General features: G+C 72.7%; 11 protein-coding genes and 1 riboswitch. Of the genes, 6 read left to right on the top strand and 5 right to left on the bottom strand.

The annotated features are described in order from the left end of the window. Positions 1-109 precede the first annotated feature (109 nt). A riboswitch (cobalamin riboswitch) is annotated at positions 110-195 on the top strand. A gap of 52 nt (positions 196-247) precedes the next feature. Beyond that, positions 248-3889 carry a cobaltochelatase subunit CobN gene (cobN, locus tag STRVI_RS17210; RefSeq protein ID WP_014056943.1) on the top strand — a complete coding sequence of 1214 codons (3642 nt, stop codon included), beginning with the start codon at positions 248-250 and terminating at the stop codon, positions 3887-3889. 84 nt (positions 3890-3973) lie between these two features. Here cobN and STRVI_RS17215 read toward each other — a convergent pair whose 3' ends face one another. After that, complete coding sequence (locus tag STRVI_RS17215; RefSeq protein ID WP_043239004.1) at positions 3974-4228, bottom strand: hypothetical protein; 255 nt, start codon at positions 4226-4228, stop codon at positions 3974-3976. A 293-nt stretch (positions 4229-4521) separates the two neighbouring features. Here STRVI_RS17215 and STRVI_RS17220 point away from each other — a divergent pair, with 293 nt between their 5' ends. Then, entirely contained in the window at positions 4522-5520 is a 999-nt protein-coding gene (locus tag STRVI_RS17220; protein WP_014056944.1) for a cation diffusion facilitator family transporter, read from the top strand. 171 nt (positions 5521-5691) lie between these two features. On the opposite strand, the gene STRVI_RS55555 is transcribed toward STRVI_RS17220, so the two are convergent. The 3 genes from STRVI_RS55555 to STRVI_RS17230 all read right to left on the bottom strand — a co-directional run bounded on the left by STRVI_RS55555 (position 5692) and on the right by STRVI_RS17230 (position 10621). Then, positions 5692-5820, bottom strand: a complete 129-nt coding sequence (locus STRVI_RS55555; RefSeq protein WP_014056945.1) for a hypothetical protein — start codon at positions 5818-5820, stop codon at positions 5692-5694. Between the two features lie 167 nt (positions 5821-5987). Continuing rightward, complete coding sequence (locus tag STRVI_RS17225; RefSeq protein ID WP_014056946.1) at positions 5988-8717, bottom strand: cation-translocating P-type ATPase; 2730 nt, start codon at positions 8715-8717, stop codon at positions 5988-5990. A gap of 2 nt (positions 8718-8719) precedes the next feature. Then, on the bottom strand, positions 8720-10621 hold the full coding sequence (locus STRVI_RS17230; protein ID WP_014056947.1) for a heavy-metal-associated domain-containing protein: 1902 nt from the start codon (positions 10619-10621) through the stop codon (positions 8720-8722). A gap of 105 nt (positions 10622-10726) precedes the next feature. Here STRVI_RS17230 and STRVI_RS17235 point away from each other — a divergent pair, with 105 nt between their 5' ends. Next, the gene (locus STRVI_RS17235; RefSeq protein ID WP_014056948.1) at positions 10727-11047 is read left to right on the top strand and encodes a hypothetical protein; all 321 of its coding nucleotides are present in this window, start codon (positions 10727-10729) and stop codon (positions 11045-11047) included. A 19-nt stretch (positions 11048-11066) separates the two neighbouring features. Here the strand turns inward: STRVI_RS17235 and STRVI_RS17240 are convergent, their stop codons facing one another. Further along, a complete protein-coding gene (locus STRVI_RS17240) occupies positions 11067-12512 on the bottom strand; it encodes a lipase maturation factor family protein (protein WP_014056949.1) in 1446 nt (481 codons plus the stop codon). 295 nt (positions 12513-12807) lie between these two features. On the opposite strand from STRVI_RS17240, the gene STRVI_RS17245 reads away from it, so the two are divergent. The 3 genes from STRVI_RS17245 to STRVI_RS17255 all read left to right on the top strand — a co-directional run bounded on the left by STRVI_RS17245 (position 12808) and on the right by STRVI_RS17255 (position 19053). Beyond that, on the top strand, positions 12808-13845 hold the full coding sequence (locus STRVI_RS17245; protein WP_014056950.1) for a 3-oxoacyl-ACP synthase III family protein: 1038 nt from the start codon (positions 12808-12810) through the stop codon (positions 13843-13845). A gap of 38 nt (positions 13846-13883) precedes the next feature. Continuing rightward, on the top strand, positions 13884-15602 hold the full coding sequence (locus tag STRVI_RS17250; RefSeq protein WP_014056951.1) for a 3-hydroxyacyl-CoA dehydrogenase family protein: 1719 nt from the start codon (positions 13884-13886) through the stop codon (positions 15600-15602). Positions 15603-16176: 574 nt separating this feature from the next. Beyond that, positions 16177-19053, top strand: a complete 2877-nt coding sequence (locus STRVI_RS17255; RefSeq protein ID WP_063644253.1) for a helix-turn-helix transcriptional regulator — start codon at positions 16177-16179, stop codon at positions 19051-19053. The last annotated feature ends 57 nt before the right edge of the window (positions 19054-19110 follow it).

The raw sequence follows: 19110 nt of genomic DNA on the forward strand, positions 1-19110 counted from the left end.
CCGCCCCGGCCAGGCCGGAACTCACCGTCCCGTGGCAGGTCAGCAACGCTTACTATGCTCAGCGGCGGGTCGGTCCCGGCCCGCCGAACGCACAAGACGGCACTCACGGTAGGAAGCCGGTGGAAATCCGGCGCGGTCCCGCCACTGTGAGCGCGGCGGCTGCCGAACGGCAGCGGCCGCGCGAGCCAGGAACTGCCGCCGTCTGAACCCGCCCGGGGCGCGGACCCCGAGGAAGGCATGCCGCCGCATGATTCTGCTGCTGTCGACGTCCGACACCGACCTGCTCAGCGCCCGTGCCGCCACGGGCCCGGTGCCGTACCGCCTCGCCAACCCGGCCCGCCTCGCTCTCGACGACCTCCCCGGACTCCTCGACGGCGTCGAACTCGTCGTCGTACGGCTCCTCGGCGGCATCCGCGCCTGGCAGGAGGGGCTCGACACGTTGCTCGCGGGCGACCTGTCCGTGGTCGTCCTCACCGGTGAACAGGCGCCCGACGCCCAGCTCATGGAGGCGTCCACGGTCCCGGTCGGCATCGCCGCCGAGGCCCACGCCTACCTCGCCCACGGCGGGCCCGCCAACCTCGACCAGCTCGCCCGGTTCCTCTCCGACACCGTGCTGCTCACCGGCCATGGCTTCGAACCGCCCGCGCCCGCGCCCACCTGGGGTCCGCTGGAGCGCACCGACCGCGCGGCCGGCCCCGGCGATGTCACCAGCCCGACCATCGCGGTGCTCTACTACCGCGCCCACCACATGAGCGGCAACACCGCCTTCGTGGAGGCCCTGTGCCGGGCCGTGGAGGACGCCGGCGGCCGCCCGCTGCCGCTGTTCGTCGCCTCGCTGCGGGCCCCCGAACCCGAGTTGATCGAGACCCTCGGCGCGGCCGACGCCATCGTCACCACCGTCCTCGCGGCCGGCGGCACCCGGCCCGCCGAGGCGTCCGCGGGCGGCGACGACGAGGCGTGGGACGCGGGCGCGCTCGCCGCGCTCGACGTGCCCGTGCTGCAGGCGCTGTGCCTGACCTCGTCGCGCGCCGCGTGGCAGGAGAGCGACGAGGGGCTCTCCCCGCTGGACGCCGCGACCCAGGTCGCCGTCCCCGAGTTCGACGGGCGGCTCATCACCGTGCCGTTCTCGTTCAAGGAGGTCGACGAGGACGGCCTGCCGGTCTATGCCGCCGATGCCGAACGCGCCGCGCGTGTCGCCGGAATCGCGGTACGACACGCCCGGCTCCGCCATATCCCCGCCGCCGACAAGCGCCTGGCGCTCGTCCTCTCCGCCTATCCCACCAAGCACTCCCGGATCGGCAACGCCGTCGGCCTCGACACCCCCGCGAGCGCCGTCGCCCTGCTGCGCCGGCTGCGCGCCGACGGCTACGACCTCGGCCCCGAGGACGGGCCGGACGCGCTCCCGGGCCTGGTCTCCGGCGACGGCGACGACCTGATCCGCGCCCTCATCGAGGCCGGCGGCCACGACCAGGAGTGGCTCACCGAGGAGCAGCTCGCCCGCAACCCCGTCCGCGTCCCGGCCGCCGACTACCGCCGCTGGTACGCCACGCTCCCGCAGGCGCTGCGGGACGCGGTCGAGGAGCACTGGGGCCCGCCGCCCGGCCAGATGTTCGTCGACACCAGCCGCGACCCGGAGGGCGAGATCGTGCTGGCCGCGCTGCGCCGCGGCAACCTCCTCGTCGTCATCCAGCCCCCGCGCGGCTTCGGCGAGAACCCCATCGCCATCTACCACGACCCCGATCTGCCGCCCTCGCACCACTACCTGGCCGCCTACCGCTGGATGGCCACCCCCCGCGCCGACGGCGGATTCGGCGCCGACGCCATGGTCCACCTGGGCAAACACGGCAACCTGGAGTGGCTGCCCGGCAAGAACGCCGGACTGTCCGCCGCCTGCGGCCCGGACGCCGCGCTCGGCGATCTGCCGCTCATCTACCCCTTCCTGGTCAACGACCCGGGCGAGGGCACCCAGGCCAAGCGCCGGGTCCACGCCACCCTCGTCGACCACCTCGTCCCGCCGATGGCCCGCGCCGACTCCTACGGCGACATCGCGCGGCTGGAGCAGCTGCTCGACGAGTACGCCGCCATCTCCGCGATGGACCCGGCCAAGCTCCCCGTTATCCGCGCCCAGATCTGGACCCTCATCCAGGCCGCCCGGCTCGACCACGACCTGGGACTGGACGACCGGCCGGACGACGACGGCTTCGACGACTTCCTGCTGCACGTCGACGGCTGGCTGTGCGAGGTCAAGGACGCCCAGATACGCGACGGACTGCATGTCCTGGGCACCGCCCCGGCCGGGCCCGCGCGCGTCAACCTGGTGCTCGCCATCCTCCGCGCCCGCCAGATCTGGGGCGGTACGTCCGCACTCCCCGGCCTGCGCGAGGCGCTCGGCCTCGACGAGTCGGCCGCCACCCGCACCGGCGCCGATGAGGCGGAGGAGCGGGCCCGCGGGCTGGTCCAGGCGATGGAGGACGCCGAATGGGCCCCCGAGGCCGTCGAGAAGGCCGTCCTCACCCTGCCCGAGGAGCAGCGCCCCGCCGTCTCCGCGATTCTCGACTTCGCCGCCCGCGAGGTCGTCCCCCGGCTGGCCGCCACGACGGACGAGATCGACCACGCCGTCCACGCCCTCGCCGGCGGGTTCGTCCCCGCGGGGCCGTCCGGCTCGCCGCTGCGCGGACTGGTCAACGTCCTGCCGACCGGCCGCAACTTCTACTCCGTCGACCCCAAGGCCGTGCCCAGCAGGCTGGCCTGGGAGACCGGCCAGGCCCTCGCCGATTCGCTCCTGGAGCGCTACCGCGCCGACAACGACGGCCAGTGGCCGAAGTCCGTCGGCCTCTCGCTGTGGGGCACGAGCGCGATGCGCACCTCCGGCGATGATGTGGCCGAGGCGCTGGCGCTGCTGGGCGTCCGGCCGGTGTGGGACGACGCCTCGCGCCGGGTGACGGGCCTGGAACCCGTGCCGCTCGACCAGTTGGGCCGCCCGCGCGTCGATGTCACCCTGCGCATCAGCGGTTTCTTCCGGGACGCCTTCCCCCATGTCGTCGGGCTGCTGGACGACGCCGTACGGCTCGCCGCCGCCCTGGAGGAGAGCGACGAGGACAACTACATACGGGCGCACACCCGCGCCGACCTCGCCGCCCATGGTGACGAGCGCCGCGCCACCACCCGGATCTTCGGCTCCCGCCCCGGCACCTACGGCGCCGGGCTGCTCCAGCTCATCGACAGCCGCGACTGGCGCACCGACGCCGACCTCGCCGAGGTCTACACGGTCTGGGGCGGCTACGCCTACGGCCGCGGTCTCGAGGGGCGGCCGGCGCGGGCCGAGATGGAGAGCGCCTACCGGCGGATCGCGGTCGCGGCCAAGAACACCGACACCCGCGAACACGACATCGCCGACTCCGACGACTACTTCCAGTACCACGGCGGCATGGTGGCCACCGTGCGCGCCCTCAAGGGCACCGCCCCCGCCGCGTACATCGGCGACTCCACCCGCCCCGAGACGGTCCGCACCCGCACCCTCCACGAGGAGACCTCACGGGTCTTCCGCGCCCGGGTGGTCAACCCGCGCTGGATCGAGGCGATGCGCCGCCACGGCTACAAGGGCGCCTTCGAACTCGCCGCGACGGTCGACTACCTCTTCGGCTACGACGCGACCACGGGCGTGGTCGCCGACTGGATGTACGACAAGCTCGCCCAGACCTATCTGCTCGACCCGGAGAACCGCGCCTTCCTGGAGCAGGCCAACCCCTGGGCGCTGCACGGCATGGCCGAGCGGCTGCTGGAGGCGGAGAGCCGCGGGCTGTGGGACGAGCCCGACCCGGAGGTGCTGGAGCGGGTGCGGGAGCTGTATCTGGAGACGGAGGGCGGCCTGGAGGGCGGGGACGAGTAAGCGCGTCCACGCAGGGACGAGTAGGCACGTCCACGTCCCCGCGCGATGAGCCGGGCTGTGGGCGGGCGGTGAACGGGCGGTGGCTCAGTCGGCGGGCGGTCGTGCCGCCGGGCGGGCCGCCGCCCGGATCCGGTCCGGCCAGGGCGGACAGTTGACCAGTTCGGTCCACTCGCGGTCGTAGCGCCCGGGCACCGCGCGCCCCGCGGAGGCCCAGCGCTCGACCAGATCCGCGTAGATCGGTACGGATGTGGATGTGTGAACGGTCTGATGAACCGTTCCGTCGCCTTCGGTGCTCCGGTCCAGCGCTCTGCTCGGCTGCGAGAGAGAACGGCGTCGCATCGTCGTCGTCATGGTCGGACAACGCGCCGCGCCCCGCCAGGTCACCGTCCGCGCGCCGGTCTCACCCGCATCGGCGTGGTCTCGCACATGTCAGCGACTCCCTGGTGGCGGGCCCGGGCGGCCGGGCCGCGCACCCTTTCGCACTCCGAAATGAAAAGCATTGCCGCATTCATAAAGCCCCTTCGTCGCCGGAGCGGAAGTTTATTGATAACCGTGTCCATTGCAGCCTTTGGTGAATTCACCTCGGGGCTGTTTCAATTGCGCTGTCCCGAAGACGATCCGAGGAGGAGCCGGTGGGAGCTCATGCGCACGGACCCGACGAGGGGCACGGCGGAGCTGGGCACGGCGGAGCTGGGCACGGCGTGGCCGAGAACGCCGACCGTCGGTGGCTGTCCCTCGCCCTCGCGCTGATCAGCGGCTTCATGGCGGTCGAGGTCGTCGTCGGGGTCATCGCCCGCTCCGTGGCGCTGCTGTCCGACGCGGCCCATATGCTCACCGACGCCGCCTCGATCGTGCTCGCGCTCATCGCGATCCGGCTCTCGGCGCGCCCCGCGCGTGGCGGATTCACCTATGGGCTCAAGCGGTCGGAAATCCTTTCCGCCCAGGCCAATGGCCTTTCTCTGCTGCTGCTCGGCGCCTATCTCGGCTATGAGAGTGTGGGGCGGCTGATCGATCCGCCCGAGGTGACCGGCGGTCTGGTGCTGGTCACCGCGCTGGCCGGTGTGGTGGTGAATCTCGCGGCCGCGTGGTGCATGTCGAAGGCGAACCGCTCCTCGCTCAATGTCGAGGGCGCCTTCCAGCATGTGCTCAACGATCTCTACGCCTTCATCGCCACCGCCGTCGCCGGACTGGTGGTGGTGACGACGGGCTTCGCCCGCGCCGACGCGATCGCGGGTCTGCTGGTGGTCGTCCTCATGATCAAGGCGGGTGTGGAGCTGCTGCGGGCCTCCGGCCGGGTGCTGCTGGAGGCCGCCCCGGCGGGCGTCGAGCCCGATGAGGTGGGCGGCCGCCTCGTCGCCCATGGACAGGTGGCCGAGGTGCACGATCTGCATGTCTGGCAGATCACCTCGGGTGAGGTCTCGCTTTCCGCCCACGTCCTGGTCGCGGCGGGCGGCGACTGCCATGCGGTCCGGGAGGACCTGGAAGCGGTGCTGCGCGGCGAGTACGGGATCACCCACACCACGCTTCAGGTCGACCATCTGGACGACCCCGCCGCGCGGGGACGGGAGGACGCGGAGCACTGTCCGACCGCCCACGGTCCGGTGCACCGGGCGGCGTCGTACGGCCACTGAGCGCTTCGCAGTGAGCGCGTCGCACTGAGCCCGTCGCACGGAGCAGGGCCGCGCGGCGCCGCCGCCCTGCGGAAGGCCCGGGAGCGTCACTGCGCTTCCGGGCCTCGATGACGATGACGGGGCGCCGTCCCTGGGGACGTCACCCCGAACGGCCGGCGGGTGCCGGCCGTATCAGGCGGCGGCCGGAGCGGCGGCCGGCCGGAAGGTCGAGGTCAGAAGCGTCTTCACGAACTGGGCGACAAACGCCTCCAGCGCGATCTGGGCCAGCTTGACCAGGACGGTCGTCAGAATGTGGGCCATGAGTACCTCACTGGACGGAACACGAGCGGAAGCGAGGCATCCGCTTCCGATCCGTAGCCTGACCCACATCGGAAAGCGGGTGGCGCACACCGGGTGAGCATCCGGTGAATGGACGGAAAGCTCAGGTTAAGAAACGCCCGAGATGCCCCGTTTCCGGGGTGGCGCGTTCAGACCGCGAGCGGCGCCCGCCGGGGGAAGAGCAGCCGCGGCGCGACGGCCGCCCCCAAAGTGGCGGCGGCCGAGCACGTGCCGACGACCGACCAGGCCATCGGGCCAAGGGGCGTACAGCCGAAGAAGTGGCTGACCATCGGGGTCTCCACGATGGCGAACAGCGTGGCCGCCGAGGCGACGCTGGTGACCAGCACCAGGGGGCTGTGCCAGTCGGTCATGAACGTCTGGCCGAGCTGGGTGCCGACCAGCGCCGCGAGCCCCATGGTGCTCGCCCGCCGGGCCCGGCCCGTCATCCGCCCGCACTGCCAGGCCGCGGCTGCGCCCAGCGCGGTGGCACTGCCGCGCACCGCGAGAATGCGGCCCAGATCGGAGCCGAACAGCGCGGACGCCGGGCCACCGACCAGCGGGTCCTCACCGGACTTCTGCTCCCGCGACCGGGCGAGGGCGACCGCCAGGGCGGGCAGCATGTCGGTGAGCAGATTCACCAGAAGTAGCTGACGGGTGACCAGCGGCGCCCGCCCGGCCACCGCCGCGCCCAGTACGGTGAAGGCGACCTCACCCGCGTTCCCGCCGACCAGGATCGCCACCGCGTCGCGCACACTGCGCCACAGCGCCCTGCCCTCCTGCAGCGCGTCGAGGATCCGGGTCGGGTCCGGGTCGGTGAGCACCAAGTCCGCGGCGGCGCGGGCCGAGGCCGAGCCGTGGGCGGACAGTCCGATGCCGATGTCCGCGAGGCGGATGGCCGCCGCGTCGTTCACCCCGTCCCCCGTCATGGCCACCACCTGTCCGGCCTGCCGCAGCCCCTGGACGATACGGACCTTGTGCTCGGGGGAGACCCGGGCGAAGACGGTGGTACGGGCGATCCGCTCGACCCGCTCGCCTTCGGGCAGGGTGTCCAGCTCGGCCCCGGTGAGCACCGGCTCGGCGTCCGGGATGCCCAGCTCCCGGGCGATGGCGACCGCCGTGGTCGGATGGTCGCCGGTGACCATGGCGACGCGTACCCCGGCGTCCGTCAGCCGCTTGACGGTCTCGGCGGCACCCGGCCGCGTGGTGTCGGCGATGGCGATGAAGCCCAGCAGCGTGAGCTCCGTGGCGATCCCGGCCACCTCCGCCGACGGCGTGTCGGACGTGGCGGGCCGGGTCTCGGCCACCGCAAGCACCCGCAGCCCGTCGGAGGCCAGCGAGTACAGCAGGCGCTCGGTGGCGTGCCGCCGCTCGGCGGTCAGCGGCACGGTGTCGCCCGCCGCCCCCGGACTCAGGGCGTACGCACACCGGGCGAGCACGATCTCCGGTGCCCCCTTGACCGCCACATGCGGGCGCCCGGACTCCGTGCCCAGCGACGCCGAGAATCCACGGCTGGCCTCGAAGGGCAGCTCGGACACCGGAGACCAGGCGCCGTCCCCGTCGCAGTGGGCGGCCGCCGCGTCGATGACGGCCTGGTCGGTGGCGTGGGCCAGCGCCCGCCCGCCCTCGCGCTCGGGGCAGGCCCGGGCCGCCGTACGCAGCAGCCGCATGCCCAGCGCACTGCTGGTCGGCAGCTCGTGGTCGTACCCGGCGACCCGGGCCACGGCCAGCCGGCCCTCGGTCAGGGTGCCGGTCTTGTCGAAGCAGACGACGTCGACCCGGCCCAGGGCCTCCAGCACCCGCGGCGAGCGCGTCAGCACTCCGCGGTGCGAGAGCCGGCGCGCCGCGGCGGACTGCGCCACCGTGGCCACCAGCGGCAGCCCCTCGGGCACGGCGGCCACCGCGATGGCCACGCCGGTGGACAGCGCCTCGCGCACCGGCACCCCGCGCATCAGCCCCAGCAGGGTGACGGCGGCGCCGCCGAGGCCGGTGGCGGGCAGCGCGACCTTGGTGAGCGTGGCCAGCCGGCCCTCGATCCCGATGGGCGCGGTGGCGCGTCCGGCCAGTTCGGTGGCGCGCCCGGCCTCGGTCTGCGCCCCGGCGGCCACGACCACGGCGTATCCGGTTCCGGCGAGCACCGTGCAGCCCTCGTAGAGCATGCAGGACCGCTCCGCGAGGTCGGCGCCCGGAGTGGCGGCCGGGTCCTTGGCGACCGGCCCGGGCTCGCCGGTCAGCCCGGCCTCGTCCAGCTCCAGCCGGTCGCTCACCAGCAGCCGGGCATCGGCCGGTACGACGTCGGAGGGCCGCAGCGCGATGATGTCCCCGACCCGCAGCTCCTCGGCGGCCACTGTGCGCACCGGGGCGGCGGTCAGCCCCGCGAAGAAGACCTCGCGGTCCGCCGCCACCCCGTCGGCCAGGGACATCGCGGGCGCCCAGTCGACCAGCCGGCCGTTCATCCGCTCGCTCAACAGCAGGCCGCGCAGCGAGCGTTCGGCGCGCAGCCGCTGTGCCCCGCTGATCACCGCATTGCCCGCCATCACGCTGACGACCAGGAAGGAGTCCACACCGGATCCCACCGCCGCCGAGGCCGCGGCGCCGAGCGCCAGCACCGGGGTGAGCGGATCGTGCAGCTCCTCGCGCACCGCGTTCACCAGCGAGGCGGTGTTCCGGTGCAGCGCCGCGAAGCGGGCGGCGGCGGACCCCATGGCACCGGGCGCCCCGGCCCGTACGACCGTCCCGGCGGCCTTGCGCACCGGGCGCACCCCGGCGGACCACAGGGCCCCGGAGGCCCCCGGCGCGCCCGGCTCCCCGGGACCCGCACCGCGTGACGCGCCCGAGCCGTCGGGCAGCTCCGTCCCGTTCTCCCGGAACGCGCACAGCACGCTCAGGGTCTCCCGGGCCCCCAGCGCGTGCCAGTTGCCGCGGACACGGGGCGGGGGCGGGGGCGGCGCTCCACCCGGCGCGCCGCGCCGATCCCGCCGAGCACGGCCAGGAACGCCGCGCTGTACACCGGAGAGGTGGCGAGCCCGGCCACCGCGGGCCGGGTTCCCGCCGCGGCGATGAGCGCGCCGAGCGCGGATCCGCCCATCGACAGCCGGGCCGATCGCCGGCTGACCGAGCGCGCGTCCTCCAGCGCCCGCAGCACCCGCCACGCATGGAGCAGCCCGGGGCCGCAGATCAGATCGGCCGACCAGCACACCCGGCTCTCGCCGCGCGCCGTGACGGCGACGCCGAGATCGGCCGCGCCCAGCGCCTCGTCGTCCTCGCCGCTGATCAGCAACACGCCGTGGCCTCCGATCTGCAGCCGGCGCACCGTGTCGGGGAGCGAGGTGCCGAGGGGGAGGAGTTCGTCGGCCCATGGTGCGATCTCGTCCGTGCTGGCGTGTCCGGTGAGCACCAGACGCCGCGCGCCGGTGCGGGCCGCCGCCACCACGGCGTCGGCCAGCGGGTCGAGTTCGCAGCCGATCCGGATCCGGGCCTGCCGCCGGCCGTCCTCGCCGTGCAGGTCCGCGGTCAGGGCCAACGGGCTCGCCGGGATCGCCGCGGGGATGTCGTGGGGCCGCTCCAGCCGCCAGGGGCCGCGAGTCCAGGGCCCCTCGTCGGACAGTTCCCGCAGCGTGCGGCGGTCCAGGACGGACTGCGCGGCGCTCCACGCCTCGGCCTCGCCCAGGTCGCCGACGGTGGTGACCGACAGCAGCCGCGGACGGCCGGCGCACAGCGCCCGCGAGTCGATCAGCACCGCCGACACGCGGTCCAGCAGCCGCAGTGCGGTGCCATCCATGGGCACCACACCATCGCGTGCCAGTACATCGCCCAGCCGGGCGGCGAACGCCTCCCGCCCCATGGCTGCGGCCTTCGGCACGGTGGCCAGCAGCGCCTTGGCGGCCTGCTCGGGATCACGGGTCCACGCCAGCAGCCCGCCCGCACCGGACAGCGAGGCCAGGGAGGTGCGGTCGATACAGGTCTCCACCGGACCGTGCGGCAGGGGAGTGGGCCGGGGGGCGGGCGGGTGCGAGCGCTCGGGGAGCCCGTCGCCGTCCGTCACCAACTCCGGCTCCCGGCTCTGCCATACGACCTGCCGGCCGCGGATCTCGGCGAGTTGCAGCATGCGCTGCAGCGCGTCCAGGGCGAGCTGGGCCTCGCCCCTGGTCAGGGCGTGCAGCACGGCGTTCGACACGCCGATCAGGGTGTCGGCCTGGGCGCGGCCGAGCCGGGACTCCAGCAGACCGCGCACCCGCGGCTGAATCTCCGCCATCACCGTGGGGATGCGCAGCGCGGGGGAGAGCGCGGGCACCATCGACACCCGCCGGATCGTGGCCGCCACCAGGCCCAGGCAGTCGGCGGCGAGCGCGGTCGCGGCCAGCGTCGCCGGCGCGGAGGCGAACGGCGGCTGCGGACGGTCCGCCGGAAAGGAGTCCGCGTCCGTCCCCTGGGCCGCTTCGACGCGCTCGACCACCTTCAGTACGTCCTCGGGGCCGAGCTGGTCCTCGTCGAAGTCGACCAGTACCTGGCCCAGCGCCGCGTTCACCCCGGCCCAGTTGACGCCCGCCACCCGCCGCAGCGCCTCTTCCACGGCGCGGGCCAGCCGCTCATGCCCCTCCCCGTGGCCGGTGAGCCCATGAACCTCCACATGGGCTCGGCCGGCCCGGGCCCACACCCTCCGGCTGGAGCGCCGGTCGCCGGTGTCGCGCAGGACGTCGGCGATGTCCGCGAGGCGCAGCCGCAGCCCGCTCATCCCGCGGGACGGGGCGGAGACGAGGCCCGTGAACATAGTGATGGGCAGCAACGGCTGCTCTCCCCTCGGTCCTGCTATGCCGGGATCGCAAATTCGGCCTATACTTACCTAATTCAGCCACAAAGTAATCAAAGTGACGTCCGGTAGGAGGAAGGCGTGAGCGCAGCGACGACAGCCAAGACGACCGACACCCGGAAGACGGGCGCGTCCCGGGGGAAGAAGGACGACCGCACAGTCACCTTCACCGTCCCCCGTGCCGCCATGGCCACGGCGAGCGTGGCCACGATGCCGATCAGGACCGCACGGCGGATCCTGCCCGCCAAGGGCGGGCTTCCGCTCTACCTCGGCCTCGGCGCGATGGGCCTCGCCGGAGTGCTGGAATGGCCGATCGCGGTGGGCGTCGGCGTCGGCTACGCCGTGCTGCGCAACCCCCCGCCGGGCGCCGAGACTCCGAACGCGAAGGGTGCCGCCGCCTGAGCATCGGCCCGGCCTGGTGTCACGTCCGTGACGAGCCGTGGTCCTCCAGCCTGACCGGTGGCAGAAACTCGCTCAGCAGGGTCCGATGCCACCAGGCCCCGGTGGCCCGCCGCTCCGCCGGGGTGGTGAAGCGGTAGAGATACAGCCGCGCGCGCAGATGGGTGGGCGGTGTCCCCGGGAAGGGGGTGGCGCGCAGCAGCTTCACCGTCGCCCGGTCGCTGACCAGCAGCTTGCCGATCAGCGGGGTGAACCAGGACCCGGCGTAGGCGGGTGAGAGCCCCGCGAACCACATCATCCAGTCCAGCCGCAGATGGTACGGGGCGTACTGGCGCGGCATGCGGCGCACATCGCCCGGCTTGCCCCGGAACTCGTAGTCCTTCCAGACGGTGTCCGGGGTGAGGACGGCGTCGCCGGTGCCCTGGATCACCACCTCCTGCCGGCTGCGGCTGATGCTGCCGAAGGCCCCGTAGGTGTTGACCAGGTGCAGCGGGTTGAATGAATAGTTCATCAGTTGACGGCCCGACAGCAGATTGCGGGCCGGCCAGTAGCTGAGCACCAGCACCAGCGCGGTGGCGGCCAGCACCACCACCTCGTACCAGACCGGGGGAGCGGCGAGGGCCGGCGGCCGGGGCAGCCCCAGCACGTCGGCGGCGCGGCGCCCGTCGACCGCCGGGAGCGCCAGCAGGATCGTCAGCCAGTTGAGCCAGGAGAAGTTCCCGGAGGCCACCAGCCACAGTTGGGTGACCACGATGATCCCCGCCGCCACGCTCGCGACCGGCTGCGGGGTGAACAGCAGCACCGGCACGATGAGCTGCGCCACATGGTTGGCCGCCACCTCCGCCCGGTGCAGCGGCCTCGGCAGATGGTGGAAGAACCAGCTCAGCGGCCCCGGCATCGGCTGGGTCTCGTGGTGGTAGTAGAGGCACGTCAAGTCCCGCCAGCAGCGGTCCCCACGGATCTTGATCAGCCCGGCGCCGAACTCCACCCGGAACAGCAGCCAGCGCAGCAGCCACAGGATGAGCACGGGCGGCGCGGTGTGCTCATTGCCCAGGAAGACGGCGAGGAACCCCGATTCCAGCAGCAGGGACTCCCAGCCGAAGCCGTACCACACCTGTCCCACGTTGACGATCGACAGATACAGCAGCCACAGCACCAGCCACGCCACCATCGCGACCGCCAGGGGCGCCCGGTCCGCGGCCCCCACCAGCAGCGCGGCCGACAGCGCGGCCCCCAGCCAGGCGCAGCAGACGAAGAACCGGTCGGAGTAGTGCAGATGGAACAGGCTGGGCGAGCGCCGGAACGGCATCCGTTCGAGGAAGCGCGGCACCGGGGTCAGCCCCCGCTCGCCGAGCAGCGCCCGGCCCTGGAGGGCCGCCGTCAGAAAGGCGATCAGATAGACGGCGGCCAGCCCCCGTTGGAAGACGAGTCGGCTCAGCCAGTAGTCGGATGAGGTGAACCACTCCATGGGGGCCGCTCCCTGAGCCGGTCTGCCTTCGGCCTGCATGTATCGGTACCACCTTGGGCGGGTGCCCGCCATGCGCCGGCTCATACGGCGGCCCGGGTTCATTCGGTAGGGGGCCTAGGGGGGTGACGGGTTAGGGGTTATCCGTGCCGTGCCCGGTCCGTAGCGTCAAAGCCCGGCATGGATCCGGAGGGAACCACTCAATGCTTCTTCTCGAGCACCGCCGAACCCCGCGCACAGCGACCACAGCGATGGCACCGGCGAAGGCGGCGGTGGCCGCGCGGGCCGGGAGAGCCGGATGACCGACCACCCGGTCCGGACACCGGGCGGCCGGCCCGTCGGGATCCTCGGCACCGGCTCGTATCTGCCGGCCGAGGCCGTGTCCAATGAGCTGGTGGCCGAGCGCGCGGGAGTGACCGCGGAGTGGATCGCGGCCAAGACCGGGATCCGGCGCCGCCGTTACGCCGCCGACCACGAGGCCACCTCCGACCTGGCCGTGGAGGCGGCCCGCGCCGCCCTCGCGGACGCCGGGATCCGCGCCGGTCAGCTCGGCTGGATCGTGGTGGCCACCTCGACCCCCGATCACCCCCAGCCGGCCACCGCCTGTCTGGTGCAGCACCGGATCGGCGCCACGGGCGCCGCCGCCTTCGACATCAACGCGGTCTGCAGCGGCTTCGTCTTCGCCCTGGTGACGGCGGCCGGGCTGTTGGCCGGCTCCGGCGCCCCCGCCCCGTACGCCCTGGTGATCGGCGCCGATGTCTACTCCCGCATCATCGACCGCACCGACCGGCGCACCGCGGTGCTCTTCGGCGACGGGGCGGGGGCGGTGGTGCTGGGGCCCGTGCGCCACGGCTACGGCCTCACCGGATCGCTGCTCACCAGCGACGGCGCACTCCACGAGCTGATTCAGGTGCCGGCGGGCGGCAGCCGCGCGCCGGCGTCGGAGAAGACCCTCGCCGACGGGGGCCACTTCTTCCGGATGCGGGGCCGCGCGGTCGGCGAGTACGTCCTCGCCGAGCTGCCGCGTGCGATACGGGCCCTGCTGGCCGCGCATCGCACGGACGCCGCCGGCGTGGATCACTTCATTCCCCATCAGGCCAATGGCGTGCTGCTGGCCAAGGCGCTCCCGGACCTCGGGCTGCCGCGGGCGCGTACGCATCTGACGGTGGCCGAGCACGGCAACACCAGCGCCGCCTCCATCCCGCTGGCGCTCGACGACGCCCGGCGGCAGGGCGTGTTCACCGACGGGGAGTTGCTGCTGCTGGCCGGTTTCGGGGGCGGGATGTCGCTCGGCGCGGCGCTCGTCAGGTGGCAGGACGGCCACGGCGGTTCGTGACCAACCCAAGGTCCCAGCCAGTGAAAGGACTCATCGGCATGGCACAGCGCTTTCCCACCGTCGCGGTGTTCGGGCTCGGCACCACCGGCTGCCACCTCGTGGACGCCCTGGTCCGCGGCGGTCGGCGGGTGATCGCCGTGGAGCGGGACGAGGCGGCCCTGCGGCGCGGTCGGGGGCGGGTGACCGCGGCGGAATCCGCCGTCGAGTTCACCACCGACCCGGCGGCCGCCGCACGGGCCGATCTGGTGATCGAGGCGGTCCCCGAACGGCTGGAGACCAAGCGGCGGCTGCTCGCCCGCGCCCACGCCGACTGTCCGCCGGAGACGGTGTTCGCCACCACGACCACCGGGCTGCCGGTCACCGAGATCGCCTTCGGCTCCGGCCGGACCGACCGTACGGTGGGGCTGCACCTCTTCCCGCTGGGCCCCGACCGCGAGGACCGGGCGGTGGAGGTGGTGGGCACCCCGCTCACCGGCGACGCGGTCCTGGCGGACGTCCGGGAACTGGTCCGCGACCTGGGCCGGATCCCGGTGCCGGTGGCCGACCGGCCGGGCTTCATCGGGGGCGCGCTCACCATGGCGTACCTCAACAACGCCGTGGCCATGTACGAGCGGCGCTACGCCTCGCGCGACAGCATCGACACCGCCATGACGCTCGGCTGCGGACTGCCGATGGGGCCGCTGGCCCAGCTTGACGCCATGGGGCTGGACACCGCGCGGGACTCCCTGGAGGCGCTGTACGAGCGCACCGGCGATCCGCGGTACGCGCCCGCCCCCACCCTGGCCCATATGGTGACCGCCGGTCTGCTGGGGGTGAAGGCGGGCCGCGGCTTCTACGAGTACGAGGCGGGCGGCGCCGCGCGGGGCGGGGAGGCGGACGGCCTCGGCGAGCCCGTACCGGCCCGCGCGGTGCGGCGGATCGGCGTGGTGGGCTCGGGCACGATGGCCGTCGGCATCGCGGAGGTGTGCGCGCGCTCCGGCTATCCGACGGTGCTGGTGGCCCGCAGCGGGCTGCGCGCGAAGGAGGCCACGGCCGCTGTGGAGCGCTCGCTGGAGCGGGGGGTGCGGCGCGGCAAGCTGGCGCCCGGGCTGCTCACCGAGTCGATGGACCGGCTGACCGCGGGACGTGACCTTCAGCCGCTCGGCACCTGCGACCTGGTGGTCGAGGCCGTGGCGGAGGACATCGACGTCAAGCGGGCCGTCTTCGCCGATCTGGACCGGGTGTGCGCACCGGGGGCGGTGCTGGCCACCTCCACCTCGAGCCTGCCCGTCATCGAGTGCGCGATGGCGACGCGGCGGCCCGAGGACGTCATCGGGATGCACTTCTTCAACCCCGCCCCGGTGATGCGGCTGGTCGAGGTGGTGCACACCGTGCTCACCTCCAAGGAGGCGCGGGGCACGGCGCACGCGGTGGCCGCGGCGCTCGGCAAGCGTGCGGTGGACTGCCCGGACCGGGCCGGTTTCATTGTCAACGCCCTGCTCTTTCCCTATCTGAACAGCGCGGTGGCGATGGTCCAGGAGGGCTGGGCCACCGCCGCGGACATCGACACGGTGATGGCGGCCGGGCAGGGCTATCCGATGGGTCCGCTGCGCCTGCTGGATGTGATCGGGCTCGATGTCTCCCTCGCCATCCAGCGCACCCTGCACGGCACCTTCCGGGATCCGGCCCTGGCCCCGGCCCGCCATCTGGAGCGGCTGGTCGAGGCGGGTCACCTGGGCCGCAAGGGCGGCAGGGGGCTGCGCCTCCACGAGGGATGACAATGGGTATGCACGTGCCATTGGAATATTCCAAGGGCTGGATGTGTGGCTTGGATGGGTGGCTGCGGAATTCATTGTCACAGGGATTGGCGCGCCACGTCTCTGTCCGCTTTATGGCACGAGAATTCCCGGCGAATCGCTTGCGGTTACCAGCGGCAACAGACATAAGAATCGCATTAGCGATCAAAACGGGCAAATAAATGTTCGAAGAGGATCCCGGGGTGCCTCATTGGATGACCACTTGGTGTCGAAGTCAAGGATGTCATGAGTTATCCCGGGTGCTGCTAGAGGGTCTCGTGTATGCTGGCTCCTCCGAACAAATGCCCACGTGAACGGGGGTGGCGCAGAGTTGTCAGGGTGTTGGTGCACTTCGGCTCAGCGATGTTGCCCCAGGTAGGGGCCGGCTCGATCGCATCGATTTTGTCGATCGTCGGGCAGTCCGCTCAGAATTGGTAATTCGTTAACGATGATTTTACGTGCGGCGATGGTGGCGTGGCCAGTGGGCGTATAGCTTGCTGGAGGTCGTTCGGGCTGCCGTGAGCAGTACTTCGCGTCGCATTCGGGGGTGCGAGCAATGGTATTTTCATCGGCCAGAGCCAGACAATTCGACGCACAATTCGAGAGACTTCGTCGGACGTTTTCCCGGTGCCTGTCCGGGGAAGCGGGCATCGTGCTCGTCGAGGGTGCGGTCGGCTGCGGCAAGACCCATGCGCTCGAAGCCGTCACGGCCCATGCGGCGAAGGCCGGAGCCCTCGTCCTCAAGGCATACGGAACGTCGGCCGACCGGGCTCCGCTCGGCACCCTGCGCCAGCTTCTGGACTCTCCCCGGCTACCCAAGGCGACCGCCGACCATCTGCGCGAAGCGCTCGACCAGGGCGCCCTCGACGCCGCACAGCCCCGCGAAACCCCTGGTGGCGACCCCGCCGGCGGGACCCCGCCGCATATCCAGGGAGCCCGGGAGTTCCGGGCCGCGCTGTATGAACTCGCCTCCCGCGAACCGGTGGTGATCTGCGTCGACGAACTCCAGCTCGTCGATGCGGAGTCACTCCAGTACCTGCTGTACCTGGCGACCCGTTCACACTCCGCCAAACTACTCATGGTGTTCGCACAGGCGACGGACAGCGATCAGAAAGACGCTGTCTTCAATACCGAACTGCTGCGCCAGCCCAATTTCCAGCGGCTGCGGCTGGAGAGGCTGTCCTGGGAGGAGACGGCGCATCTGCTGACCACCCGTCTGGGACTTCCGGATTCGGCCGATGTGGCATACGGCTGGTATGAGGTGAGCGGCGGAAATCCGTTGTTGCTACGCGCGGTGATAGACGATTACCGCACCGCCGGGGCGCCCCCACGGCACGGTCGCGCCGTGGAACCCGTAGTGGGCGACATGTTCGTCCAGGCCGTGCTCACTTGCGTCTACCGCAGCGGGCACACCGTCGCCCGGCTCGCCGAGGGCATCGCGGTGCTCGGCGCGTCCGCCTCTCCCGAACTCCTCGGCCGGCTGCTGCGCATCGGCCCCGCCGGAACCCGCCGCGGAGTCGCGGCGCTGGACGCGGCGGGCCTCGTCGGCGGTCTGGCCTTCCGCCACCCGTATGTCGAGGCCGCGGTGCTGGAGGACATGGACCCCGAGGTCCGGCTGGACATGAACCGCCGGGCCGCCGTCCTGCTGCACCAGGGCGGCGGGGCCACCCTCGCCGTGGCCCGCCATCTGCTCGCCGCCCAGGCCGCCGACGAGCCCTGGGCGGTGCCGCTGCTGCGGGACGCCGCGCAGCAGGCGCTCGCCGAGGACGACGCCAAGCTGGCGGTCGCCTGTCTGGAGCTGGCGTACGCGGCCTGCCAGGACGAGGAGCTGCGGGCCGGTATCAGGATCGGCACCGCCGGGATCATGTGGCGGCTCAACCCCTCGGCGTCCGAGCGGATGCTGGAGGAGCCGCTGGCCGCGCTGTGCGCCGACCGGCTGCCCGCCGCCCATATCGGGCGGCTGATCGAGCTGTTGCTCGCCCACGGCCGGATCGAGGAGGCGCGCGGCGCCATCGGCCGGCTCAACGCCGTCATGAGCAACGCGGGACCCACCTCGATGGCCCAGTTCCGGATGACCGCCCGCTGGGCCCAGGAATCCGGTGCGCCGGACCGCGGCCCCGGGGCCGCGGCGCGCCAGGGCGAGGACGGCGGCGCCTCCCGTACGCCGCTCAGATCCCGCAGACCCTCCTCGCTGTCGACGATCACCGCGGCGTTCAGCGGCTTCTTCGGCCGCGGGGGGAGCGAGGAGTCGCCGGTCGCCGCGGCGGAGAAGGTGCTCGAAGTCTCGCCGCTCACCGACGCCACCTTCGAACCCATCGTCAACTCGGTGAACGCGCTGGTGTACGCGGGCCGCCCGGACAAGGCGGCGCCGTGGTGCGATTCGCTGATGGAGGAGGCCGAGCGGCGCAGGGCACCGGGCTGGCGCGCCATCTTCGCCTCGATCCGGGCCGAGATCGCCCTGCGGCAGGGCAACCTCGTGGAATCGGCGGCCTATGCGACCACCGCCCTGGACATCGTGCCCGGCAGCGACGGAAGCGTCTTCATCGGCGGCCCGCTGGCCAGCCAGATCCTCGCGTACACGGCGATGGGCACGTACGACGCGGCGGCGCGGCAGCTCAGCCGTCCGGTCCCTGAGGCGCTGTTCAAGAGCATCTACGGACTCGGCTACACCCGCGCCCGCGGCCGCTACTACCTGGCCACCAACCGCATCAACGCGGCGCTCGGCGAATTCCTGATGGCCGGCCGGCTCGCCCAGCTGTGGGAGCTCGACCAGCCCGCGCTGCTGCCCTGGCGCTCCGACGCCGCCGAGGCGTGGCTGGAGCTCGGCGACCGGGAGAAGGCCGCGAACCTGGTCTCCGAGCAACTGGCCAGGAACGGTGCCGGGGACTCCCGGGTCCGCGGCGTCTCCCTGCGGTTACTGGCCGCCGCGGGCGACATCGAGAACCGGTCCCGGCTGCTCGGCCAGGCCGTGGAGGAACTGCAGTGCTCCGGCGACCGGCTGGAGCTGGCCCGGGCCCTGGACGATCTGGGCCGTACGTTGCGCGGCTCCGGCGAGCTCGGACGGGCCGACGCCATCACCGGCCGGGCCTGGCGGATGGCCAAGGAGTGCGGCGCCGAGGAGCTGTGTGACCGGATCCGCCTCGACTCCGGTCTGGAGGCCCCCGATCCACGGCCGGTGGTGCGGCCGGTGTCCGGACCGCTCCGCCCGAAACCGGCGGTGCCGCCGTCCCTGGGGACCAAGCTCAGTGAATCCGAGGCCCGGGTCGCCGCCCTGGCGGTGGACGGTTATACGAACCGGGAAATAGCCGCCAGCCTCTTCATCACCATCAGCACAGTTGAGCAGCATTTGACGCGGGTGTACCGCAAGCTGAATATCAGGAGTCGCCAGCAGTTGCCGACCGCGCTGCGGGCCCAGGTGGATGAAATCGCCTGAGCGCTGACGGGGCGAGGTCCCGCGGAAGGGGTGGCCACACGATGCCACCCCTGTTCC

The sequence above is a fragment of the Streptomyces violaceusniger Tu 4113 genome (assembly GCF_000147815.2).
Taxonomy (GTDB): domain Bacteria; phylum Actinomycetota; class Actinomycetes; order Streptomycetales; family Streptomycetaceae; genus Streptomyces; species Streptomyces violaceusniger_A.